Origin of the sequence: Actinomycetospora chiangmaiensis DSM 45062 (assembly GCF_000379625.1) — a bacterium.
Taxonomy (GTDB): domain Bacteria; phylum Actinomycetota; class Actinomycetes; order Mycobacteriales; family Pseudonocardiaceae; genus Actinomycetospora; species Actinomycetospora chiangmaiensis.
In genome coordinates, this window is the sequence record NZ_KB903217.1 from 581,384 (window position 1) to 603,521 (window position 22,138).

Below are 22,138 nucleotides of genomic sequence, written 5' to 3' on the forward strand. Positions count from 1 at the left end.
GGAGAAGTACTCACGGGCCGAAGGCACCTGCCCCGATCACCAGCCCCAGCGACGCGGCGCCGAGGCCCGCGAACGTCGACATCACGACGTTGAACAGCGCGTGCGCCCGCTCCCGGGCCTCCGCGAGGCGCACCGTGTCGTAGCCGAGCGTCGACCACGTGGAGAGCCCGCCGCAGAAGCCGGTGCCCACCGCGGCGACGACGGCCGAGGGCGCGGCGCCACCGAGCACCACGCCGAGCACGAGCGAGGCCACGACGTTGACCGTGAAGGTGCCCCACGGGAACGACGTGCCGTGCGTGCGTTGCACGGCGCGGTCGACGAGGTAGCGCGCGGGCGCCCCGATCGCCGCGCCCAGTGCCACCCACAGCCCCGCCGCGGTCATCGCGCCCCTCCCGCCGCGGCGCGGGCGACGACGAGGCCGAGCCAGGCCGCGCCGACCGAGCCGAGCACCGTCGCGGCGAGGTAGCCGAGGGCCGTGCCCAGGTGCCCGGCCGCGAGCAGGGTCTGCGCGTCGACCGCGAAGGTGGAGAACGTCGTGAAGCCGCCGAGGACCCCGACGCCGAGGAACGGCCGGACGATCGGGGGTGCGGTCCGGACCTCGGCGACGAGCACGACCAGGACCCCCATCAGCAGGCAGCCGACGACGTTGATGAGCAGGGTCGTCGTCGGGAAGGCGTCGTGGGGCGTCGGGAAGGCGAGCCCGAGCCCCCACCGCGCGAGCGCGCCGAGCACCCCGCCGAGGGAGACCGCCGCGACGAGGGCGCCCTGCCGCTGCAGCAACGGGACGGGACGGGGTGGATCGGCGGACACGGGCAGCTCCCTGGGCGCGCGGAACCGGGCTCCAGGGACCGTTGGCGCCGGCGCGGCGCGGTTGTCGGAGCGAATCTCCCGTCGCTTCGCTCGCCTGGGCGGGCCCCACCGCCATCGCGTCGGAACGCTAGTGCAGCCGTTTTCGCAGCGCACGACGGTGCCTGGAAACGATCGTCGAATATGTGGCACAGGCCACGCCACCTGCGCAAACAGCGTGCTTGCATCAGCTAGCACCTGTGTTAGCGTGGAAAACAGTCACGGCGAGGAGGTGAGCACGATGTCCGGTGTGGACGGTGTCGACAAGGCACTCGGCCAGGCCGTCGAGGACATCGGTGCCTACATCCGCAGGCAGCGTGAGTCGGCCCAGGTGTCCCTGCGCCAGCTCGCGAAGGTCGCCGGGATTTCGAACCCGTACCTGAGCCAGATCGAGCGTGGACTGCGCAAGCCGTCCGCGGAGATCCTGGGTCAGATCGCGACCGGGCTGCGCATCTCGGCCGAGGCGTTGTACGTGAAGGCGGGGATTCTCGAGGAGCGAGTCGGCTCCGCGGTCCTCGATTCACTCGCCTGCGATCCGGAGCTCACCGAGCGTCAGAAGCAGGTGCTGCACGACATCTACGAGTCGTTCCGCCGCGAGAACCGCGCGGCCGGCATCTCGACTCCGGTGTCCGCCGAGCGCGATGAGGCCTCCGGCGCCTTCGCGGGGACGTCGGCACTCGCCGTCGCCCCCGCCCCCATCCGTCTCCCGTCTGAAGAGGAGTGATCGACGTGCCCGTCACCTTCCCCACCAAGTTCGACGTCCGTGAGGCCCGCGACCAGGCCAACAAGGTCGTCAGCGAGGCCGTGGACCCGTTCCGCGCCCCGGCCCTGGCCCTGCTCGGCCTCGGCGACTACGCGGTCGCGAGCGCCCAGGAGGCCTTCGCCAAGGTCCAGGCCGGCGCCACCGAGGTCCAGGCCCGCGTGGAGGACCTGCCCTCCGAGCTGCAGGAGCTCCGCGGCAAGCTGACCGCCGAGGACTTCCGCCGGCTGGCCGACAGCTACGCCGCGGCCGTCCGCAGCGTCTACGCCGACCTCGTGAAGCGCGGCGAGACCGCGTACTCGCAGATCAAGACGCAGCCGCAGGTCAAGCAGGCGCTCGACACCGTCGACTCGGTGTCCAGCGAGCTGGAGACCCGCCTCGAGGACGCCACCGAGGAGTTCCGCGTCCGCGGCGAGTCGGTGCTCGCCGAGGTCACCAAGCAGACCCGCTCGGTCGGTGAGCGCGCCGCGCGCTACACCCAGAAGGTCACCGGGCAGGCCGCCGAGGTCATCTCCGAGGTCGGCGACGAGCTCGCCGACGACGTGAAGGAGGTCGGCGAGGAGGTCGCGCACGAGACCCGCTCGGCCACCCGTAAGACGGCCGCCCGCACGGCGCCGAAGAAGCAGGGCCCGAAGAACGCGCCGAAGACGGCCGCCACCAAGGCTGCCGCGCCGAAGGCCCCGACCGGCAAGGCCTGACGCTCCCCCACCCGACGGCCCCGTCCCCGCACCCGCGGGGCGGGGCCGTCGTCGTGTCCGGCTGCGTGTCCGGCTGCGTCGTCCACGGGCGGATCGGGGTCGCCGTCACCAGCACGTATCCTCGCGGCGTGGGTCTGTCCGTGCCGTCCGTCTGGTTGAACCTCGACTACTACCTGTCGCTGCTGATCTGGGTCGTCGCGATCCCGGTCGGCCTCTACGCGTTCATCCACGCCCTCCTGCAGCGCGCGGACGCCTTCACGGCCGTCGACAAGCTGACCAAGCCGGCGTGGTGCGCGATCACCGGCGTCGGCGCGCTCCTGCTCGTGATCTCCTTCGGCGGCCCCGTCTCGAGCTTCGCCATCCTGTGGCTGATCGCCCTGTGCGCCGTGCTGGTCTACCTCGTCGACGTGCGCCCGAAGGTCACGGAGGTCCAGCAGGGCGGGCGGTGGTGAACAGCCTCCTGACCGCGGCCGGCACCCTCGAACTCGTCCCCGCCCCCGACCGGCCCGACCTCCTCGCCGCCCCCGTCGTCGCGGCGCTCGCGGCCCTGCCGGAGGACGCCGCCCGCTCCTGCGGCGTCGCCGAGATCGACCCGGGTCTCGCCGACACCGCCGCGTTCTGCGAGGCCTACTCCTCGCCGCTCGAGCTCTCGGCGAACTGCGTCGTCGTCACCGGGTCGCGCTCGGGCGAGCAGCGCTTCGTCGGCTGTGTCGTCCTCGCCACCACGCGCGCGGACGTGAACGGGGTCGTCCGCCGGCGGATCGACGTCCGGAAGGCCTCGTTCGCGGCGCAGGATCTCGCCGTCGAGCTCACCGACATGGAGTACGGCGGGATCACCCCCTTCGGCCTGCCCGCCGGGTGGCCGGTGCTGGTCGACCCGGCGGTGCTGGCCGCGCCCGCCGTCGTCGTGGGCAGCGGTCGGCGGGCCTCCAAGCTCGTGGTGCCCGGCCCGGTCCTCGGGCTCCTGCCCGGGGCGGAGCCGACGGAGGGTCTGGGGCGGTAGCACCCCGCCGTGCCAGCGGAGCGTCGTTGCTGTCATCCAGTGGCAGCGAAGCGTCGTTGCTGTCACCGGGCCGACCCCATATAGTTCAACCTTCAATGATGTGGAGGTCGTCGTGCCCGCTCTCACCGTCCCCGACCTGACCGTCCTGCCGCGTCTGCCCGAGCCGGGCGACACCGGGATCACCGAGCGCTCCGTGCGCCGTGTGACCACCGCGCCGCGCGGGTTCGAGGGCGAGGGCTTCCCGGTGCGGCGGGCGTTCCAGGGCGTCGACCTCGCCGACCTCGACCCGTTCATCCACATGGACCAGATGGGCGAGGTCGAGTACGCCCCGGGCGAGCCCAAGGGCACGTCGTGGCACCCGCACCGGGGCTTCGAGACGGTCACCTACATCATCGACGGCACCTTCGCGCACGCCGACAACCACGGCGGCGGCGGGCTCATCACCAACGGCGACACGCAGTGGATGACCGCGGGCGGCGGGGTGCTGCACATCGAGCGGCCGCCGGAGGCCCTCGTCGCCTCCGGCGGGCTGTTCCACGGGCTGCAGCTGTGGGTGAACCTGCCCCGGGCGCAGAAGTGGGTGCACCCGCGCTACCAGGACCTGCGCGCCGGGCAGGCCGCGCTCGTCACCTCGCCCGACGCCGGCGCGCTCGTCCGGGTCATCGCGGGCTCGCTCGCCGGCCACGCCGGTCCGGGGTCGACCTACACGCCCATGACGATGGCCCACGCCTCGGTCGAGCCGGGAGCCCGGCTCCACGTGCCGTGGGACCGCGAGCAGAACGCGCTGGCCTACGTCCTCGCGGGCGACGGCTTCGCGGGGAGCGAGGGTCGTCCGGTGACCACCGGGCAGCTCGTCGTGTTCGGGCCGGGCGAGTCCCTGCGGATTGCGGCGGCCCCGACGCAGGACGCGCGCCACCCGAAGCTCGAGGTGGTGCTCCTCGGCGGCCGGCCGATCCGCGAGCCGATCGCCTGGGGCGGACCGTTCGTGATGAACAGCCGCGAGGAGGTCCTGGACGCGTTCCAGGACTTCTCGAAGGGCCGTCTCGGCGCGATCCCGGCCGACCGGGTCTGACGCCGGTCTAGCGGTCGAGCCAGCGGGCGAGGAACTCGCTCTCCCAGCCGAGGAGCTGCGAGACCTCGTCGGCGACGATCCCCTCGATCTTCCCGCCGACCATCGGGACCGGCACCTTGGTGGAGGCGTTCACGGTCAGCCGGGAGCCCTCGCCGTCGGGAACGACCTCCTGGGTGCCGGTGATCGAGCCGGGCAGCCCGCGCACGTCGACGGCCACGTCGGCGCTCGTGCCGTGCCAGGTCTCGGTGCGGTCGAGGACCAGGTCGTCCCCGGTGAACCGCTTCACCACCGACGGCAGGAACTCGACCGGCACGCCCTGGCGCAGGACGACGCGGGTGCCGTCGTTGCTCACGACGGCGGCGTCCTTGCCGCCGAGCTCGGCCAGCCGTGCCTGCAGGAACGCGTCGTCGGTGAGGGCGCCGGTGACGGCCTCCACGGGGTGGGGGAACGAGGCGCTGTGGGAGAAGGAGCGGGCCACGGACGGCACGTTACCGTCGGTGGTGTGCCCACGACCGTCGCCTCGCTGGCCGAGCTGACCACGCTGCACCTCGGGGGGCCCGCCCGCCGGCTGGTGCGGGCGTCCGACCGCGACGCGATCGTCACCGCGGTCCGCGAGGCGGACGCCGCGGGCGAGCGGCTGCTCGTCGTCGGCGGCGGCTCCAACCTCGTCGTTCCCGACGACGGGTTCGACGGCACCGTCGTCCGGCTCGAGTCCCGCGGGCACACGGTGACCCACGAGGACGGCGGGGCGCTGCTCGAGGCCGAGGCGGGCGAGGACTGGGACTCGCTCGTCGCGGCGAGCGTCGACGAGGGGCTCGGCGGCCTGGAGTGCCTCTCGGGCATCCCCGGCAGCACCGGGGCCACGCCGGTGCAGAACGTCGGGGCCTACGGCGTCGAGGTCGCGGACCTCCTCGTCGACGTGACCGTGCTCGACCGCCGGACCGGCGCGGTGGCGACCGTCCCCGCCGCCGAGCTCGGCCTCGGCTACCGGACGAGCCGCCTCAAGGGCGCCGATGACGAGATCGTGCTGGCGGCGCGGTTCCGGGTCACCACGGACGGGCTGTCCGCCCCCGTCCGCTACGCCGAGCTCGCCCGGGTGCTCTACGTCGAGCCCGGGACGCGCGTCCCGGCGGCCGACGCCCGGGCCGCGGTGCTCGAGCTGCGGCGGGGCAAGGGGATGGTCCTGGACGAGGCCGACCACGACACGTGGAGCGCGGGCTCCTTCTTCACCAACCCCGTCGTCGGGAAGCCGATCGCGGACGAGGTCGCGCGGCGCGTGGCGGCGCTGGACCAGCGTCCGGTCACGGCGTGGCCGACCGACGACGGGCGGGTGAAGCTCTCCGCGGCGGCGCTGATCGAGCGGGCGGGCGTCTCCCGCGGCTACCCGGGCCCGGACGCGCCGGTGCGGGTCTCCACCCGCCACACCCTCGCCCTGACCAACCGGGGCGAGGGCACGACGGCGCAGCTGCTCGACCTCGCGCGCGACGTCCGGGACCGCGTCGAGGCGGCGTTCGGGGTGCGGCTGGTGCCGGAGCCGGTGCTCGTGGGTGGCTGCGCCCTGTGAGCACTCGTCCGTGCCAGGGCACGGAGAAGTACTCACGGGTGCTCACCTCCGGTTGAACCGCATCCCGGTCGCCTGGTCGCGCGGCTTGAGCACGATCGTGTCGATGTTGACGTGCGACGGGCGGCTCATCGCGAACGCGACCGTCGCGGCGACGTCCTCGGCGACCAGCGGCGTGATGCCCTGGTAGACCTTGTCGGCCTTCTCCTGGTCGCCGTCGAAGCGGACCAGCGCGAACTCGGTCTCCACCGCGCCGGGGGCGATCTCGGTGACTCGCACCGGCTCGCCGAGCAGCTCCCCGCGCAGGGTCCGGTGCAGCGCTCCCTCGGCGTGCTTGGCCGCGGTGTAGCCCGACCCGCCGTCGTAGACCTCGAGGGCGGCGATCGAGGTGATCGTCACGACGTGCCCGTCGCCGGACGCGATGAGGTCCGGCAGCAGCGCCTTCGTGACGCGCATCGTGCCGAGGACGTTGGACTCCCACATCCAGCGCCAGTGCTCCTCGTCGCCCTCGATGACCTTCTCGGTGCCCTTGGCGCCGCCGGCGTTGTTGACGAGCCCGCGCACCGTGCCGAGCTCGCGGACCTGCCGGGCGAAGGCATCGACCGAGTCCTGGTCGGTGACGTCGAGCGAGAGGGCGGTACCGCCGACCTCGTCGGCGATCGTCTCGATGCGGTCCTGCCGGCGGGCGCCGAGGACCGGGTGCCAGCCGTCCGCCGCGAGGGCGCGGGCGGTGGCCGCCCCGATCCCGGAGCTGGCTCCAGTCACGACGACGAGCGGCTTCTCCGTGGGAGTGGTCACGGCGAGCCACCCTAGGACGGCTTTCGGGCGGACGCCGATCTGGTCGTTGCCTAAGCTGTGGGCCGTGATTCCGGCGGCGAGGGCGGCGACGGACGGCACGGCCCACACACGGCCGAGGCCGCGGACCCTGGCATCGGTGCGGCGGTCCCCACGCCGGGTCGCGGTGATCTCGGTGCACACCTCGCCACTGGCCCAGCCCGGGACCGGCGACGCGGGCGGCATGAACGTGTACGTGGTGCAGACCGCGACGGAGATGGCTCGGCGCGGCGTCGAGGTGGAGATCTTCACCCGGCAGACCGCGTCGGACCTCCCCCCGGTGGCCGAGCTCGCGCCCGGCGTCCTGGTGCGCCACGTCGTCGCGGGGCCGTTCGGCGGCCTGGGCAAGGAGGACCTGCCGAGCCAGCTCTGCGCGTTCACCTCCGGGGTGCTGCGCGACGAGGCCCGGCAGGAGCCCGGCTGGTTCGACGTCGTCCACTCGCACTACTGGCTCTCCGGCCAGGTCGGCTGGCTGCTGCGCGACCGCTGGGGCGTGCCGCTGGTCCACACCGCGCACACGCTCGCGAAGGTCAAGAACGCCGCGCTCGCCGCGGGGGACACCCCGGAGCCGCTCGGGCGCCTGGTCGGCGAGGAGCAGGTGGTCGCCGAGGCCGACCGGCTCGTCGCCTCGACCCCGGCCGAGGCGGAGGCCCTGATCGCGGCGTACGACGCCGACCCGGAGCGCGTCCGCACCGTGGCGCCCGGCGTCGACCTCCAGACCTTCACCCCGTCCCGCGACCGGGCCGCGGCGCGCGCCGCGCTCGCCCCCGAGGCCGGGCCGATGGGCGACGACCACGTCGTGCTCGCCTTCGTCGGGCGCATCCAGCCGCTGAAGGCGCCGGACGTGCTGCTGCGGGCGGCGGCGGAGATGATCGCCCGGCGTCCGGAGCTGCGGTCGCGGCTGACCGTGCTGGTGGTCGGCGGGCCCTCGGGGTCCGGCCTCGCCCAGCCCACGGTGCTCGTCGATCTCGCCGCGGAACTGGGTATCACCGACGTCGTGAGATTCCTCCGTCCCCGGGCGGGCGCCGCCCTCGCCGAGGTCTACCGGGCCGCCGACGTCGTCGCGGTCCCGAGCCACTCGGAGTCGTTCGGGCTGGTGGCGCTGGAAGCCCAGGCCTGCGGCACGCCCGTCGTCGCGGCCGCCGTCGGGGGGCTGCCGGTGGCGGTGTCCGACGGCCGGTCGGGGCTGCTGGTCGGCGACCACTCCGCCGCCTCGTGGGCCTCGGCCCTCGAGCGCGCCGCGGTGGACCGCACCACCCGCGGCCGGCTCGCCGCCGGGGCGATCGAGCACGCGCAGGCGTTCTCCTGGGACCGCACCACCGACGCCCTGCTCGCCACCTACGCCGAGGCGGCCTCGGCCCGTCGTGCCCCGCGGGAGGTGGCGGTGTGAGTGGCGCCGTGAGCCTGCCCGACGTGCTCGCCGCCGCGCTGGACGAGCGCGAGCTGCACTACCAGCGCCGCGACGAGGACAGCTTCTTCGTCACGCTGCCCGGCACCAAGAAGCTGCAGACCAACTGCTGGCTCGTGCTCACCCCGCACGCGCTGCTGGTCGAGGCCTTCGTCTGCCGGCGGCCCGACGAGAACTTCGAGGGCGTCTACCGCTGGCTGCTGCGGCGCAACACCCGCCTCTACGGCGTGCACTACTGCCTCGACGACGTCGGCGACATCCACCTCGTCGGCCGCGTCGCCCGGCACGCGGTCACCGACGAGGAGATCGACCGGATCCTCGGCCAGGTGCTGGAGGCGGGCGACGGCGACTTCAACACCCTCATCGAGCTCGGGTTCGCGTCGTCGATCCGGCGCGAGTGGGCGTGGCGGGAGTCCCGGGGCGAGTCGTTGGCGAACCTGCGGGCGTTCCAGCACCTCGTGTCGGACGACGGAGCGCGACGGTCGAACGGAATGTCCGATTCCTGAGTGACTTCGCGTGCCCTCCGGCGTACCGCTCGGTAGGTTGGTGTGACCCAGCTGACGCAGACCGAGGAGCCGCTGCATGACCGTGCGTAGTCCCTTCCCCGACATCGAGATTCCCGACGTCGGGCTGCCGGAGTTCCTCTTCTCCGACCTGGGCGAGCACACGGACCGGATCGCGCTGATCGACGGGCCGTCGGGGCGCACCATGTCCTTCGGCGAGCTCGCGCAGGGCATCGACCGGTTCGCGGCGGCGCTGGGCGAGCGGGGCCTCGGGCGGGGCGACGTCATCGCGCTGTTCGCACCGAACACCCCGTACTACCCCGTCGTGTTCCACGGCGCCCTCGCCGCGGGCGTCGCGGTGTCGACGGTCAACGCGCTCTACACCCCCGACGAGCTGGCGTTCCAGCTCCGGGACTCCGGCGCGAAGATGCTCGTCACGGTGTCGGCCTTCCTCGACCGGGCCCGCGCGGCGCTGCGTGAGGAGGGGCTCGCCGTCACCGAGGTCGTGCTGCTCGACGCCGCGCGCGACGAGGCGTCCACGCCGCTGCCGGAGAACGCGCTGGCCGACCTGCTGACCACCACGGCCGAGCGCCCGTCGGTGCCGCTCACCGGGGTCGACGTGGCGGCGCTGCCGTACTCGTCGGGGACCACCGGCCGGGCCAAGGGCGTCGTGCTGACGCACCGCAACCTCGTCGCGAACCTCGTGCAGTTCGCGGCGATGCAGCAGACCACGACCGAGTCGAAGATCCTCGCGGTCCTGCCGTTCTTCCACATCTACGGGATGACCGTGATGATGAACAACGGCATCTACCAGCGTGCGACCGTCGTGACGATGCCGAAGTTCGACCTCGCGGAGTTCCTGCGGATCGTCTCCGAGCACCGGGTCGACCGGATCTACATCGCGCCCCCGATCGCGGTGGCCCTGGCCAAGCACCCGATGGTCGAGCAGTACGACATCGACTGCGTCGACGTCGTCTTCTCCGGCGCCGCGGCCCTCGACGCCGACCTCGGACACAAGGTCGCCAAACGACTGAACTGCAAGGTCTTCCAGGGCTACGGCATGACCGAGCTCTCGCCGGTCAGCCACGCGATGCCCGAGGACCGGCCCGACATGGACCTCTCCTCGATCGGCGTGGCGCTGCCCAACATCGAGTGCAAGATCGTCGACCCGGAGACCGGGGAGGAGAGCGAGCGCGGCGAGCTGTGGGTCAAGGGCCCCAACGTCATGCGCGAGTACCTCAACAACGCCGAGGCCACGGCCTCGACGCTGGACTCCGACGGCTACCTGCACACCGGCGACGTCGCGACCGTCACCGACGAGGGCGTCTTCTACATCGTCGACCGCGTCAAGGAGCTCATCAAGTACAAGGGCTACCAGGTGCCGCCGGCCGAGCTCGAGGCGCTGCTGCTGACCAACGACGCGATCGCCGACGCGGCCGTCATCGGGGTCAAGGACGCCGAGGGCGAGGAGATCCCCAAGGCGTTCGTCGTGCGCCAGCAGGGCGCCGAGATCTCCGAGGACGACGTCATGTCCTTCGTGGCCAGCCGCATCGCCCCGCACAAGAAGGTGCGCGTGGTCGAGTTCATCGACCAGATCCCGAAGTCGGGTTCCGGCAAGATCCTGCGCAAGGACCTCCGCGCCCGCGAGAACGCCTCCTAGGCAGGTTCCCGACGACGGGTGATGCCCCGCTGAGCGGGGGATCGTCCCGGGCCTCGCGCGGAAGCACCGGGGCTCGGGGCGGCTCGTCACGGTGTGCCACATCGCGGCTGCCCTGCGAAGTCGCGCGGATCATTCGCCCCGATGATCTCCGCGATCCGCCACGCTGCGTACATCTTGTGCGCAGGAGATGGGGGAAGTCGCGATGACCACGATCATGAATGCCACGGGCGACAAGGCCACGTGCATCAGGTCCCTGAACTTGATGGCGACCGGCAGTCTCGAGGAGATCGCCGAGGTCTACGGACCGGAGGCGACGAACCGGGAGGCGAAGGGCGAGCCGCCGACCACCCGCGGGCGGGGGCCCGAGGCCATTTACGCCACCGCCCTGTGGCTGCGTCAGGCCTACTCCGACCCGCGCTGGGAGGTCCACGACGCGGTCCAGGAGGGCGACCTCGTGGTCCTGCACGCCACCATGAGCGGTCGGCAGACCGGCCCCTTCATCGCCTACGCCGACGATGCCTCGGTGGAGATGGTCTTCCCGCCGCGAGGAGGACGGGCGTTCGCGGTCACCCAGACCCACTGGTTCCGGATGAAGGACGGCAAGATCGACGAGCACTGGGCCAATCGCGATGACCTGGGCCTGGGCCAGCAACTCGGGTGGACCCCACCGAGCCCGATCTACCTCGCCAGGATGCTGACGGCCCGGCGTCGGGCCAGGCGCCGAGCCACCGCCTGAGCACGGGTGCGGATCGCAACGGCACGCCCGCGCCGTTCGACGTCGTCGACCTGGTGATGCGGACGCGGCCCGACGGCGGGAAACGCGACGTGTCACGCTGTCGTGGACGAGCGGCTCACCTCCGAGGCCGACCCGACGTTTCCCCGACGTTCGCGTCGCGGTGATCCGGAGGCCGCCATCTGCCACGCCTGTGCAGCGCTGCACACCACCAGGTGCCCGAACGGGCCGTCCGAGCTCGACCACGCCGAGCACCTCGACGATCTCGACGTCGAGATCGACCTCGACGCCATGGTCGGCGTCTACCGCCGCGAGCACCAACCGCCGCTGCTCGACGCCGTCACCGAGCTGGTGCTCTGCGCCCAGCTCTGCCCCGACGAACTCCGGCGGACATGGGAGCGGGAGCACCGGCAGAACTGACCGCTCGCGATCCTCTTTCGATACCGGGGTGTCTCGTTCTAGGATTCCTGCCGTGGTCATCGTCGCGGGTCACCTGCAGGTCGCACCGGAGCAGCGGGACGCGTATCTCGCCGGGTGCGTGGCCGTGGTCGAGCAGGCCCGAGCGGCATCTGGGTGCCTGGACTTCGCGCTGTCCGCCGACCTGCTCGACCCGGGCCGGATCAACATCCTCGAGCGGTGGGAGTCGCAGGCCGACGTCGAGGCGTTCCGGGGCGAGGGCACGGGCGAGGAGCAGTCGGCGCAGATCCTCGGCGCGTCGGTGGCCGAGTACGACGTCGCCGACGTCCGGTCGCTCACGGGCTGACCCGGGCCGCCCCGACGGGAACGATCGGGTCGTCCGTGTCTCGACGAGCCACGAACATCCCGGTCGTTCCCGGCGACGTGCCGTACTGGATCGAGAAACGACCACGAGGTCGGTTTCGACGGCCCGTGACCGGACATTCCCGCCGCACAGGTCGGGGGTGTTCGGGGAACGCCGATGATCCTGGTTCGAGGGGCGGTCCCGCTCCGACCGCTGGGGAGCGGGTCGGGGCGGGGCCGTCGTCGTGTGAGCGGCCCGTAACGCCCACGTCCCCGCGACTACGATCGACGCCCACCGCAGCATCGCGCTCGCCCGGGTGCCCGCACCCGTCGTCGGGAAGGGGAGCTGGACGCACCGGGCAGGCTGACCGGGTGAGCGCCTACTGGATCAACACCTTCCGCGAGATCCGTGACCCGGAGAAGCTCGACGCGTACGTCGCGCTCGCCGGCCCGGCGATGAGGGCCGGCGGCGGGACGTTCCTCGCGCGCGGCACCCCGGCGGCGGCGTTCGAGCAGGGCACCCGGGAGCGCACGACGCTGATCGTGTTCGACAGCGTCGAGCAGGCCGTCGCGGCGTACGAGAGCCCGGCCTACCAGGAGGCGCTGGCGGCGCTCGGCGACGGCGCGGTCCGGGACATCCGGATCGTCGAGGGGCTGTGAGCGGAACGGCTCACGAGGGTTCGGCGCCGAAGGCCGCCGCCAGCGCGCGGACGCACTCCGGCGGCGTCGAGGGCGGCGCGACGATGCTGCCGACGAGCTCGACGGGCGGCTCCAGCGGCAGCCCGCGGACGCGGCGCGACCCGGTCCCGGCGAGCACCGCCGCCGGGAGCAGCGACCAGGCGCGGGGGTCGGCGCCGACGCCCACGACGAGGTCCTGCACCGAGCCGACCACCCGGCGCTGCGGCTGACAGACCCCGGCGTCGCCGAGGGCGCGGGCGGCCGCGTCGCGCAACGCCGGGTCCGACCCGCCGTCGAGGTCGAGCAGCGGGCCGGCGGCGACGTCCGCGAGCGTCACCGAGGTGCGGTCGGCGAGGGCGTGGTCGACCGCGACGACGGCCTGCAGCGCCTCCCGCCCCACGGGCACCACCGTCAGGCCGGCGACGGACTGCGTCCCGCGCATGAGCGCGACGTCGAGCCGCCCGTCCCGGACGGCTGCGAGGCGCTCGGCGGCCGGGAGGTCGACGAGCACGGTCTGCATCGTCGGGTCGTCGCGTCGCAGGACCTCGACGGCCCGCTCCAGCCGGTCGGTCAGGGCCGGTGCGGTGCCGATCCGCAGTGTCGCGCCCGGGTCGCCGGCCGCCACCCGCACTTGGTCGGCGGCGGCGAGCACCCCGCGCGCGGCCGCGAGGACCCGTTCGCCCGGGCCGGTGAGCCGCACGTGCCGGGAGGAACGGTCGAGGAGGGTCACCCCGAGCTCGCGTTCCAGGCGCGCGACCTGCTGGCTGACCGCGGGCTGCACGATGTGCAGCCGCTCCGCCGCGCCCGAAGTGCAGTTCCTCCGCGACGGTGACGAAATACCGCAACGCCCGCAGCTCCACGTCCCCGACCTCCGTCGATCAGTTCGGGTGATCGCTGTACAGCGTAGATCGATCTCGTTCCCGACGACGGGTGCGCGTGAGCTGGGAACCATGCGCATCGGCCGGAACATCACCCTCACCACCACCCCGGACCGGGTCGCCGACGAGGTCGCGGCCGCGGTCCGCGGCGGTCTCGACTCGGTCTGGACCAACCAGATGCCGGGCTCGTGGGACCCGCTCGCGCTCCTCGCGGCCGCCGGCCGGGTCGGGCCGGACATCGAGCTCGGCACCGCGATCGTCCCCACCTACCCGCGGCACCCGGTCGTCGCCGCCACCGAGGCCCTCACCATCGCCGCGGCGACCGGGGCGCCCGTCACGCTCGGACTCGGCCCCAGCCACGCCTGGTCGGTGACCGACCAGCTCGGGCTGCCCTACGCCTCGCCCGCGGCCCACAGCCGGGAGTACCTGGAGATCGTGGCCGGGCTGCTGCGCGGCGAGCACGTCCGGCACGAGGGCCGGTTCTTCCGGGTGGACACGGCGCTGGACGTCCCGGTCGCGCCGGTCTCGTTGCTGCTCTCCGCGCTCGGGCCGCGGATGCTCGAGGTCGCCCGCGACCTCACCGAGGGCACGATCGCGGTGTGGGTCCGCCCGGACCTCGTGGCCGATGTGCTGCGACCCGCCCTGCGCGACGACCAGCGCGTGGTGGTGCAGGTCCTCGCGGCGGTGACCGGTGACCCGGACGGGCTGCGGGAGCGGATCGCCCGCGACTTCGTGGCGGTCGGGTCGATGCCGGCGTACCGCGCGGTGCTCGACCGGGCGGGCCTGCAGGGACCGGCGGACACGCTCGTCGTCGGGACCGAGGAGGACCTGGCGCGGGAGTTCGCGCGCTTCGCCGACGCGGGCACCACCGACCTGATGATCTCGCCCCTCGAGGAGCCGGAGCGGGTGTTGGACGTGGCGCGGAGCCTGCACGTCTGAGCACCCGTCACGGCAGGATGGGCCGGTGAGCAGCACACCGACCGAGTCCGCCGTCCTCGCGCTGGTCCCGGAGGCCGAACCCGTCGTCGGGAAGGAGCGGTGGGAGCTGGACCCGACGACGGCGACCGGCGTGCCCGCGCACGTCACCGTGCTCTACCCGTTCCTCCCGCCCGCGGAGATCGACGACGCCGTCGTCGCCCGGCTGCGGCACGCCGTCGCCGGGGCGGGCGCCATCGACTGCACCTTCGCGACGACGGGGTGGTTCGGCGAGGACTTCCTCTGGCTGGCGCCGCGGCCGTCGGCGCCGTTCGCGGACCTCACGGCCTGCGTGTGGGAGGCCTTCCCGGGCTGCCCGCCCTACCGCGGGGAGCACGAGCCGCTCCCGCACCTGACGATCGGGTACGGCTCGGTGGCGTCCTTGCCGACGCTGCAGGCCGCGGAGGCACGGGTCGCGGGTCAGCTGCCGTTCGGTGCACGTATCGAGTCGCTGCACCTGCTGGTCGGCGCGCGGGAGGCGGACTCGTGGCGGGTCGTCGCGGAACTGCCGCTGACCGGGGAGCGGTGACCCCGCCAGGCCCGTTCGTGGCGTTCGTGGCGTTCGTGGCGTTCGTGGCGTTCGTGGCGTTCGTGGCGTTCGTGGCAGCGAAGCGTCGTTGCTGTCATCCAGTGGCAGGAACGCCACATCGTCGGAGGAGGTGGACGTGGAGCTGATTGCGGACTGCGGACGGTGCGCCGGGCTGTGCTGCGTCGCGCCGGCGTTCGCCCGCTCGGCCGACTTCGCGCTCTCGAAGCCGGCCCGGACGCCGTGCCCGCACCTGTCCGTCGGTGTCCCCGGTGAGCCGGCGCCGTGCACGATCCACGCCGAGCTGCCCGAGCGAGGCTTCCCCGGATGCGTGACCTTCGACTGCTTCGGTGCCGGGCAGCGCGTGACGGCATGGTCCGACTGGCGTGTGGCCCCGGACGACGCGTTCGGCGCGTTCGACGTGATGCGCGCCCTGCACGAGGTGCTCTGGTACCTCGCCGAGCCGGTCGACGCGCTCGCCGTCGAGCGGGCCTCCCTCGCCGACCGCGTCGCGGGCCTCGGTCCGGAGGCCGACGTGGTCGCGGTGCGCGCCGAGGCGGGCGAACTCCTCGGGCGCGTCAGCGAGGCGGTACGCAGGCCGGGCGGGCCGGCGCTGACCCGGGCGGACCTCGTCGGGAAGGACCTCCGACGACGCCGGATCGCCGACGCGTCGCTGCGCGGCGCCCTGCTCATGGGGGCCGACCTGCGGGGCGTCGACCTCGGGCGGACCGACCTGCTGGGGGCGGACCTGCGGGGTGCGGACCTGCGGGGTGCGTCGTTGTCCGGCGTGCTCTTCCTGACGAATCCGCAGGTCACCTCGGCGCGCGGCGACGCGTCGACGACGCTGCCCGCGCGGGTGCACCGGCCCGCGGCCTGGGGCTGACGACGAGGTAGCGGATTCGGGGCGTGGGCGTCCGGATCCGCTACCTCTGTCGGGCGCCCGCTCGACGATGTGGCGGAACTGCCACTGGACGACAGCAACGACGCTTCGCTGTCACAGGGCCGCGACCGCCCGCTCCGGGGCCTCCACGACGGGCGCCTCGGCACCGCCCCGCGCGAGCACGACACACGCCAGCGCGGCGACGGCGAGCACGAGCGGGGCGACGAGGTAGAAGGCCGAGGACACCTCGTCGCCCAGCAGCGGCCCGAGCAGCGACGGCGGGACGACCTCCGCGACCACCACGACCGCCGTCACCGTGGTGACGGTGCCGAGCCGCAGGGCGACGGTCCACCACAGGCAGCCCAGCGCCCCGGTCACCGCGGCGGCGAGGGCGGGCGCCGAGGTCAGCACGGACAGCGGGTGGGAGAGGTCGACGAGCTTGACCGCGGTGGAGCAGGCGGCGAACCCGAGCCCGGAGCACACCGCGACGAGGGCGGGGCGCCGCGCGACGGCCCCGGCCAGTCCCGCCAGCCCGACCACCGCGGCCGTCACGACGAGCCCCACCTCCAGCACCGCGGTGTCCGTCGCCGTGCCCGACTGGCCCGCCACCGACGCGAGGACGACCAGCGACGCCGACAACGCTCCGACCGCCACCACGCCGCGGACCCCGAGCCGGGAGCCGAACCACCAGCGCGCCGCCACCGCGGTCACGGCGAGGCTCCCGCTGACGGCGCACTGCGCCACCGCCATCGACACCGTCTGCAGGGCCATCACGTGCGCCAGCGCCCCGAGCCCCTCGGCCGCGGTGCCGGCGACGAACGCGGGGTGGCGCAGCATCGCCGACCAGGAGGTGCCCGAGCCGGCCAGGACCGCCGCCTGCGCCACCGATCCGACGCCGAACAGCACCGCCGCCAGCAGCACCCACGTGATCCCCATGCTCCCGAGGGTCGGGCGACGGCCTGTGTGCGGGCTGGGCGCGCGGTGGGCGGCGGGCTTGACCCTGGACGCGGCGTGCGCCGTCGTGGACCTGCTCGCCCCCGGAGACGACAAACGGGCCGCCGTCACCGGTGAGGGTGACGGACGGCCCGTTCGTGGGGGGCAGCGAGAGGGTCAGCTCTCGAGCGCGGCGTCCAGCGTGATCGTGGTGCCGGCGAGCGCCTTCGAGACCGGGCAGGTCTCCTCGGCGGTCTTGGCCAGCTCCTTGAACTTGGCCTCGTCCACGCCGTCGACCGACGCGCGCAGGGTGATCCCGATGCCGCTGATCTCGAACCCGCCGCCCTTGGCCGGCGACAGCGTCACCTCGGCGCTGACGTCGATCGACTTCGCGGTCAGGTTCTCGCCGCCGAGGACACCCGAGAGGTTCATCGCGAGGCACGACGAGTGCGCCGCGGCGATGAGCTCCTCCGGGCTGGTCTGCCCGTTCGGGTTCTCGGCGCGCGTCGGGAAGGAGACGTTGAACTGTCCCGCGTTCGACGAGTCCAGCGTCACGCTGCCCTTGCCGTCCTGCAGCCCGCCTTCCCAGTGGGTGGTCGCGTCGCGGCTCGGCATCCTGGCCTCCTGTGGCTCGTGGGTCGGTCGTACACAACCGAAGGGCCCCATGCTCCGATTCCGGGGCCGTCGGCGAACCCTCCGTTCGGAGGGGCGGCGGCGTCAGGCGCGGGCCTTGCGTCCCGTCACGCGGTTGTAGATGACGAGCAGGATGATCGCGACGACGATCGACCCGATCCATCCCGCAGGGTTGGACAGCGTGAGCCGGTGCGGCGCGAACAGCAGGGAGCCGAGCAGGCCGCCGACCACGGACCCGGCGATGCCGAGCAGGATCGTGCGCAGGATGCCGATGTTGTCCTTGCCGGGCACCAGGGCGCGGGCGATGAAGCCGACGACGAGGCCGAAGACGATCCAGACGATGATCGTCCACAGGGTGTCCATGGTGATGCCTTTCTGGGCGAGGTGACGATGCAGTCCCTACGTCGCCCCGGGCCGGGTGTCACCAAACCTCACGTACGGCTGTTTCCTACGGTCTTTGCTTCATGCTCACCGTCCCGGGGCTACCCTCGCGTCCGAACGGCCGCGCCCTACGGCCGCGAAGCGATGCGAGGTGGGAACGATGGGATCACTGAGCCCGGTGCACTGGGCGATCGTGATCGTCGTGGTGCTGCTGCTCTTCGGCTCGCGGAAGCTGCCGGACATGGCCCGTGGCCTCGGGCAGTCGATGCGGATCCTCAAGGCCGAGAGCCGGGCGATGGCCGAGGACGGGCGGCCGTCCGAGACGAACCGCACCCCGGAGTCCACCCGGGCCCCCGAGTCCAACCGGACCCTTTCCGAGTCCACGCGGACCTCGGGTGAAGACACCGTGAACAGCACCGGGTCCACGCGACCGGTCGCGGCGCAGGACGACCCGCCGAGCGCGGAGCGCCACGCCTCGTGAGCTGACGGTCGCAGTGCGTTGTTACCGTCCCGGCGGTGACCGACATCGTGCAGCGACCGGCCTCGCCGGCGACGCACGTCCCCGGCACGGCGACGGAGCGCCCGCGGACCGCGGGCGGCTCGTCCCGGCGGGTCAGCTGGGACGTCCTGCGGTGCGTGTTCGTCCTGCTGGTGATGCTCTACCACTCGACATTCATCGGCCCGCTCGTCTACCACGACATCCTGCCGAAGAACTACACGTTCCCCCACCAGGTCGGGGCCAGCCTGCTGCTGGTGCTCTCGGCCTACTTCGTCGCCGCGACCGTCCGTCGCGGGGGCGCGCGACGGGGGGCCACCGCCCGATGGTGGTGGGGCAAGCTCGCGCGGCTGCTCCCGGCGTTCTTCGTCGCGACGGTGAACGCCTGGCTGTTCCTGCGCTACCTCGCACCCGACGGCTGGTACCTGCCCGGGAAGCGTGACCTGCTCGCGAACCTCGTGATGCTCTGGCACTGGGACCCGAGCTGGGGTTTCGTCGACGGGTCGTACTGGACCATCCCGCTGCAGCTCATGGCCTTCTGCCTGGCCGCGGTGATGTGGCGGAGCCCGCTCGGGCGCGGCCTCGGTCTCCGCGCGGTGCTCTGGCTGGCGGTCCTCATGCCCGCCGCGCAGTGGTACTACCGGGCGACCCTGCCCGCCGGGAACGCGTACGGCTACGTGGTCGACGGCCTCGGCATCTTCCGCTGGCACCTGTTCGTGGCCGGCGTCGCCGTCTGGATGTACGCCACGGGGCGCCTGCGCCTGCCGCACTTCCTCGCGCTGGTGGTCGCCGCCGTCGCGGAGCACGCGCTGCAGAGCTCGATCCTCGACCCCACCACCGGCTGGGCCACGGACTGGACCGCCGTCGCCCTCATCGCCGTCGGGATCGCCGCGATGACCCTCGCCGCCGTCGGCCCCGACTGGGGCGCCCGGCTGCCCCGGCCCGTCGTCCGCGCCGTCACCTGGCTCGCCGGCATCTCCTACGGCGTCTTCCTGACGCACCAGACGGTCGGCTACGTGGTGATGCGCCGCGCCCAGGACCTCGGGGTCGGACCCACGCTGCAGACCGGCCTGATGATCGTCACCGGCGTGATCTGCGGCTGGCTCCTGACGACGCTCGTGGAGCGTCCCGTGCACCACCGCCTGATGGCCTGGTGGGACACCGGGCCCGCCCGCTACGGGCGGATCGGCGTCAGCGACAGCAGGTCGTAGGTCCGCATCGAGGCGTTGCGCCCCGCGCTGCAGGTCAGCGGCGTCGCCGAGGGGATCCACCGCTCCCGCACGGTCACGTCGAGCGGGCCGTCGGCGCCGGCGAGCCGCACGGTCACGACGGCGGGTTCGGCCGGGTCGGGCGTGACCGCGAGCGGCGCCAGCGCCCCCACCCGGTGTTCCCCGAGGGCGAGCCGCGCGTGGTGCTGCGCGCCCTGCACGGCCGGGGCGAGTCCGGCGCGGCCGCGGACGAGCGTCGGGTCGACCTCGCCGGCGTCGTAGCGCTCGGCGACGCGCACCGCCTCGGTCGCCGGCACCCGCCCGAGCACGAGGCCGTGGGGGAGGAGCACGACGTTCGCGGCGAACCGGTCCCCGCCGGTGTGCGTGGTCTCCCAGGTGCGGTCGGCGAACTCGGTGGCGAGCACCGCGGCGACCGGCCGGCCGCGCATCGCGCAGCACGCGTCGTGGCGACCGTGCGCGCACACCAGATAGACCGGCTCGTCGGACGGCGTGGTCGAGGCCTCGAGGTCCGCGAGCGCGTTCGGCAACGCCTCGGGCGAGTCCACCCGCCCCCAGCGCACCGACTCGTGGCCGATCCGCGAGTCGACCAGCGCGAAGCGGCCGCCCGCCTCGGTGGGCGCGCCGCGGACGGCGGTGCGCCGGATCAGCTGGAACCGGGCCTCGTGGGTGCGGCAGAACTCGTCGATCGCCTCGACGACCGGCGCGGAGAAGCCGGCTCCGCCGAGCGCCTGGAAGCCCCACGGTCCGGGGTGCTCCACGAGCAGCCAGCGCCGCGCGGGCGGGGCGGAGGCGAACAGCGGGTCGTCCCGGTCCCGCGCGGCGGCCGAACAGCGGAACTGCGTCGGGTCGTCGGCCGGGTCCTGCCGGGTCAGAGAATCCGCCGTCACCGCTCCGTCGTACCTCCTGCACCCCGGTGGGCGCCAGTGACCGACTCGGGCGTCACGAGCACCCCCTCCGTCAGCAGCCGCCGGGCGACCACGACCGCGTCGCCGGCCTCGTCCTCGGGGACGTCCCCGACCCGCACGGGCCCGTCGGCGAGCAGCGTCGTCAACGGCGTGGCCGCGGCGGCGGGGAGTTCCAGGGAACGGTCGGGGAGGTCGAGGGTGATCCTGCCGGACCCGCCGTCAGGAAGGATCCGGTGTCGCAGGCCGAGGCGCGGCTGGACCACGGTGTCGGCGTCGAGAGCGGTGATGGCCGCGGCCTGGCGCAGCGGGAGCAGCGACTCGGGGCGGTTGCCGTTCCAGACGCGGCCGCGCAGGCGTCGCGAGGTCCGGTCGGCGTCGAGGGGCCGCCCGAAGTACGCGGCGGCCTTCCGGGCGACGGCCTCGACGTGCGGCGCGAGCGACGTGGGGTCGGCGACGTCCACGCCGAGCGGCAGCGAGGCGCGCAGCTCGGGGTCGTCGGCCAGGCCCGCGAGCAGCGTCTCGAGCACGGCGTGGCGGGTGAGGACGTGGATGCCGACCGTCAGGTGGGCGGAGACCTCGCCCTGCGCGGTGGCCGAGTGCAGGAAGCCGCGCGGCAGGTAGAGCGCGTCGCCCGGGTGGAGGACCTCGTCGAGCAGCGGCTCACCGGCGGCCTGCTCGCGGACGGCGGCGGCGTGGTCGTTCCAGGGCTGGTGGCGCAGCGGGTCGGGGTGCACCGGGGCGTGGACGTGCCAGCGCTTGGTGCCCGCGATCTGCAGCACGAAGACGTCGTGCACGTCGTAGTGCGCGGAGAAGCCGGTCGACGACGGCGGGGTGATGTAGGCGTTGACCTGCACCGGGTGACCGAGGTCGGCGTTCAGGCCGGTCGCGAGGTGGGCGACCGGGTCCCAGGTGCGGTGCACGCCCTGCAGCACGACGGTGTGGCCGTCGGCGAACAGGCCGGCGATCCGGTCGTCGCGCACCTGGTCGGTGACCTCGGCGCCGACGCCGCCGTCGCCGGTGAAGTGCCGGGAGTCGACGACCGTGCCCTGCTTCGCGACGCGCAGGAACGGCGTGCGCAGGCCGCGACGGGCCAGCAGTTCGTCGACGGCGTCGAGGGAGAACAGGTCGCCGTGACCGACCGCGGCGTCGGGGTCGCCGTCCTTCGCGAGGTCGTCGGCCCGCGAGAGGACCGCCTGCCGGCCCCACGCCTCGGCCGCGAACGCGTCGAGGTCGCCGGCCACGCAGCGGCGCAGGAACGGTCGGTCGGTCATGTGTCCTCCGGAGTCGGACAGGTGAGCACTAACTGGGCCTATAACCCCACTTAGTGCTCACCTGCGAAGCACCTACGCGCCGCCGTCGGCCCCACCGTCGGAGCCGCCGCCGCTGGCGCCGCCGTCGGCCGGGCCGTGACCGGCTCCGCCGTCGGCGCCACCGTCGGAGCCGCCGCCGGCCGCACCGCCGTCGGCGGGACCGTGGGCGCCACCGTCGGCGCCGCCGTCGGCACCGCCGTCCGCGCCACCACCGGCCGCGCCACCGTCGGCCGGGCCGTGACCGGCACCGCCGTCGGCGCCACCGTCGGCGCCGCCGCCGGCCGCACCGCCGTCGGCGGGGCCGTGGGCGCCGCCGTCGGCGCCGCCGTCCGCACCACCGTCGGCGCCGCCACCGGAGGCGCCACCGTCGGCCGGACCGTGGCCGGGGTTCGACCCGGAGGTGGTGATGTCGTCGTCGTTCATCGCTGCTCCTTCTCGATGATGGGGGTGGGCTGTGCGCCCGACCGGCGGCGGCGA

29 protein-coding genes are annotated in these 22,138 nt (G+C 73.7%); 18 read left to right on the plus strand and 11 right to left on the minus strand.

All coding sequences use genetic code 11. The annotated features are described in order from the left end of the window. Positions 1-10: 10 nt before the first annotated feature. Both A3CO_RS0102935 and crcB read right to left on the minus strand, forming a co-directional pair. A complete protein-coding gene (locus tag A3CO_RS0102935; protein WP_018330736.1) occupies positions 11-382 on the minus strand; it encodes a fluoride efflux transporter FluC in 372 nt (123 codons plus the stop codon). Then, positions 379-810, minus strand: a complete 432-nt coding sequence (gene crcB, locus A3CO_RS0102940; protein ID WP_018330737.1) for a fluoride efflux transporter CrcB — start codon at positions 808-810, stop codon at positions 379-381. The genes A3CO_RS0102935 and crcB overlap by 4 nt, the downstream gene beginning before the upstream one ends. Positions 811-1,087: 277 nt before the next feature. Here crcB and A3CO_RS29785 point away from each other — a divergent pair, with 277 nt between their 5' ends. The 5 genes from A3CO_RS29785 to A3CO_RS0102965 all read left to right on the plus strand — a co-directional run bounded on the left by A3CO_RS29785 (position 1,088) and on the right by A3CO_RS0102965 (position 4,379). Beyond that, positions 1,088-1,570 carry a helix-turn-helix domain-containing protein gene (locus A3CO_RS29785; protein ID WP_051085837.1) on the plus strand — a complete coding sequence of 161 codons (483 nt, stop codon included), beginning with the start codon at positions 1,088-1,090 and terminating at the stop codon, positions 1,568-1,570. Positions 1,571-1,575: 5 nt separating this feature from the next. Further along, on the plus strand, positions 1,576-2,304 hold the full coding sequence (locus A3CO_RS29790) for a hypothetical protein (protein WP_157646941.1): 729 nt from the start codon (positions 1,576-1,578) through the stop codon (positions 2,302-2,304). A gap of 128 nt (positions 2,305-2,432) precedes the next feature. Continuing rightward, positions 2,433-2,756 (plus strand): DUF2516 family protein, encoded by a 324-nt coding sequence (locus tag A3CO_RS0102955; RefSeq protein WP_425393401.1) that lies wholly within the window; start codon positions 2,433-2,435, stop codon positions 2,754-2,756. Further along, positions 2,750-3,307 (plus strand): YbaK/EbsC family protein, encoded by a 558-nt coding sequence (locus A3CO_RS0102960; protein ID WP_018330741.1) that lies wholly within the window; start codon positions 2,750-2,752, stop codon positions 3,305-3,307. Before A3CO_RS0102955 ends, A3CO_RS0102960 begins: the two co-directional genes overlap by 7 nt. A gap of 112 nt (positions 3,308-3,419) precedes the next feature. Then, complete coding sequence (locus A3CO_RS0102965; RefSeq protein ID WP_026204232.1) at positions 3,420-4,379, plus strand: pirin family protein; 960 nt, start codon at positions 3,420-3,422, stop codon at positions 4,377-4,379. Between the two features lie 7 nt (positions 4,380-4,386). Here the strand turns inward: A3CO_RS0102965 and A3CO_RS0102970 are convergent, their stop codons facing one another. Next, the gene (locus A3CO_RS0102970; RefSeq protein ID WP_033413576.1) at positions 4,387-4,857 is read right to left on the minus strand and encodes a DUF2505 domain-containing protein; all 471 of its coding nucleotides are present in this window, start codon (positions 4,855-4,857) and stop codon (positions 4,387-4,389) included. A gap of 24 nt (positions 4,858-4,881) precedes the next feature. On the opposite strand from A3CO_RS0102970, the gene A3CO_RS0102975 reads away from it, so the two are divergent. Continuing rightward, positions 4,882-5,943 (plus strand): UDP-N-acetylmuramate dehydrogenase, encoded by a 1,062-nt coding sequence (locus A3CO_RS0102975; RefSeq protein WP_018330744.1) that lies wholly within the window; start codon positions 4,882-4,884, stop codon positions 5,941-5,943. Between the two features lie 42 nt (positions 5,944-5,985). Here A3CO_RS0102975 and A3CO_RS0102980 read toward each other — a convergent pair whose 3' ends face one another. Continuing rightward, positions 5,986-6,738: an SDR family NAD(P)-dependent oxidoreductase gene (locus A3CO_RS0102980; protein ID WP_026204233.1), complete on the minus strand. Its 753-nt coding sequence runs from the start codon at positions 6,736-6,738 to the stop codon at positions 5,986-5,988. 136 nt (positions 6,739-6,874) lie between these two features. Between A3CO_RS0102980 and mshA the strand changes: the two genes are divergently transcribed. The 7 genes from mshA (at position 6,875) to A3CO_RS0103015 (ending at position 12,497) form a co-directional block, all read left to right on the plus strand. Next, entirely contained in the window at positions 6,875-8,164 is a 1,290-nt protein-coding gene (mshA, locus tag A3CO_RS0102985; RefSeq protein ID WP_245561411.1) for a D-inositol-3-phosphate glycosyltransferase, read from the plus strand. An 8-nt stretch (positions 8,165-8,172) separates the two neighbouring features. Next, on the plus strand, positions 8,173-8,688 hold the full coding sequence (locus A3CO_RS0102990; protein ID WP_026204235.1) for a type III secretion system chaperone family protein: 516 nt from the start codon (positions 8,173-8,175) through the stop codon (positions 8,686-8,688). 76 nt (positions 8,689-8,764) lie between these two features. Then, complete coding sequence (locus A3CO_RS0102995; protein WP_018330748.1) at positions 8,765-10,345, plus strand: AMP-binding protein; 1,581 nt, start codon at positions 8,765-8,767, stop codon at positions 10,343-10,345. Between the two features lie 262 nt (positions 10,346-10,607). After that, a complete protein-coding gene (locus A3CO_RS0103000; protein WP_245561412.1) occupies positions 10,608-11,081 on the plus strand; it encodes an ester cyclase in 474 nt (157 codons plus the stop codon). A 102-nt stretch (positions 11,082-11,183) separates the two neighbouring features. Beyond that, positions 11,184-11,498 (plus strand): hypothetical protein, encoded by a 315-nt coding sequence (locus tag A3CO_RS0103005; protein ID WP_018330750.1) that lies wholly within the window; start codon positions 11,184-11,186, stop codon positions 11,496-11,498. 52 nt (positions 11,499-11,550) lie between these two features. After that, entirely contained in the window at positions 11,551-11,841 is a 291-nt protein-coding gene (locus A3CO_RS0103010; protein WP_018330751.1) for a putative quinol monooxygenase, read from the plus strand. Positions 11,842-12,209: 368 nt separating this feature from the next. Then, positions 12,210-12,497 (plus strand): DUF1330 domain-containing protein, encoded by a 288-nt coding sequence (locus tag A3CO_RS0103015; protein ID WP_018330752.1) that lies wholly within the window; start codon positions 12,210-12,212, stop codon positions 12,495-12,497. 10 nt (positions 12,498-12,507) lie between these two features. On the opposite strand, the gene A3CO_RS34885 is transcribed toward A3CO_RS0103015, so the two are convergent. After that, entirely contained in the window at positions 12,508-13,296 is a 789-nt protein-coding gene (locus tag A3CO_RS34885; protein WP_018330753.1) for a LysR family transcriptional regulator, read from the minus strand. A 169-nt stretch (positions 13,297-13,465) separates the two neighbouring features. Between A3CO_RS34885 and A3CO_RS0103025 the strand changes: the two genes are divergently transcribed. The 3 genes from A3CO_RS0103025 to A3CO_RS0103035 all read left to right on the plus strand — a co-directional run bounded on the left by A3CO_RS0103025 (position 13,466) and on the right by A3CO_RS0103035 (position 15,777). Further along, complete coding sequence (locus A3CO_RS0103025; RefSeq protein WP_018330754.1) at positions 13,466-14,332, plus strand: LLM class flavin-dependent oxidoreductase; 867 nt, start codon at positions 13,466-13,468, stop codon at positions 14,330-14,332. Positions 14,333-14,357: 25 nt separating this feature from the next. Next, a complete protein-coding gene (locus tag A3CO_RS0103030) occupies positions 14,358-14,897 on the plus strand; it encodes a 2'-5' RNA ligase family protein (RefSeq protein WP_018330755.1) in 540 nt (179 codons plus the stop codon). Between the two features lie 136 nt (positions 14,898-15,033). Then, positions 15,034-15,777, plus strand: coding sequence for a pentapeptide repeat-containing protein (locus A3CO_RS0103035; protein ID WP_245561413.1), 744 nt, complete (start codon positions 15,034-15,036; stop codon positions 15,775-15,777). 111 nt (positions 15,778-15,888) lie between these two features. On the opposite strand, the gene A3CO_RS0103040 is transcribed toward A3CO_RS0103035, so the two are convergent. The 3 genes from A3CO_RS0103040 to A3CO_RS0103050 form a co-directional block, all read right to left on the minus strand. After that, positions 15,889-16,710: a hypothetical protein gene (locus tag A3CO_RS0103040; RefSeq protein ID WP_018330757.1), complete on the minus strand. Its 822-nt coding sequence runs from the start codon at positions 16,708-16,710 to the stop codon at positions 15,889-15,891. Between the two features lie 174 nt (positions 16,711-16,884). Next, positions 16,885-17,322, minus strand: a complete 438-nt coding sequence (locus A3CO_RS0103045) for an OsmC family peroxiredoxin (RefSeq protein WP_018330758.1) — start codon at positions 17,320-17,322, stop codon at positions 16,885-16,887. Positions 17,323-17,424: 102 nt separating this feature from the next. Further along, positions 17,425-17,703 carry a GlsB/YeaQ/YmgE family stress response membrane protein gene (locus A3CO_RS0103050; RefSeq protein ID WP_018330759.1) on the minus strand — a complete coding sequence of 93 codons (279 nt, stop codon included), beginning with the start codon at positions 17,701-17,703 and terminating at the stop codon, positions 17,425-17,427. 178 nt (positions 17,704-17,881) lie between these two features. Here A3CO_RS0103050 and tatA point away from each other — a divergent pair, with 178 nt between their 5' ends. Both tatA and A3CO_RS29805 read left to right on the plus strand, forming a co-directional pair. Next, positions 17,882-18,202, plus strand: a complete 321-nt coding sequence (gene tatA / locus A3CO_RS29800) for a Sec-independent protein translocase subunit TatA (RefSeq protein ID WP_084681493.1) — start codon at positions 17,882-17,884, stop codon at positions 18,200-18,202. A 35-nt stretch (positions 18,203-18,237) separates the two neighbouring features. Further along, complete coding sequence (locus A3CO_RS29805) at positions 18,238-19,428, plus strand: acyltransferase family protein (RefSeq protein ID WP_018330761.1); 1,191 nt, start codon at positions 18,238-18,240, stop codon at positions 19,426-19,428. On the opposite strand, the gene A3CO_RS0103065 is transcribed toward A3CO_RS29805, so the two are convergent. The 3 genes from A3CO_RS0103065 to A3CO_RS0103075 all read right to left on the minus strand — a co-directional run bounded on the left by A3CO_RS0103065 (position 19,392) and on the right by A3CO_RS0103075 (position 22,084). After that, a complete protein-coding gene (locus A3CO_RS0103065) occupies positions 19,392-20,333 on the minus strand; it encodes a ferredoxin family protein (protein ID WP_018330762.1) in 942 nt (313 codons plus the stop codon). The genes A3CO_RS29805 and A3CO_RS0103065 overlap by 37 nt on opposite strands. Beyond that, positions 20,330-21,622, minus strand: coding sequence for a cupin domain-containing protein (locus A3CO_RS0103070; RefSeq protein ID WP_018330763.1), 1,293 nt, complete (start codon positions 21,620-21,622; stop codon positions 20,330-20,332). Before A3CO_RS0103070 ends, A3CO_RS0103065 begins: the two co-directional genes overlap by 4 nt. A 72-nt stretch (positions 21,623-21,694) precedes the next feature. Beyond that, positions 21,695-22,084 (minus strand): hypothetical protein, encoded by a 390-nt coding sequence (locus tag A3CO_RS0103075; protein WP_018330764.1) that lies wholly within the window; start codon positions 22,082-22,084, stop codon positions 21,695-21,697. Positions 22,085-22,138: the final 54 nt, after the last annotated feature.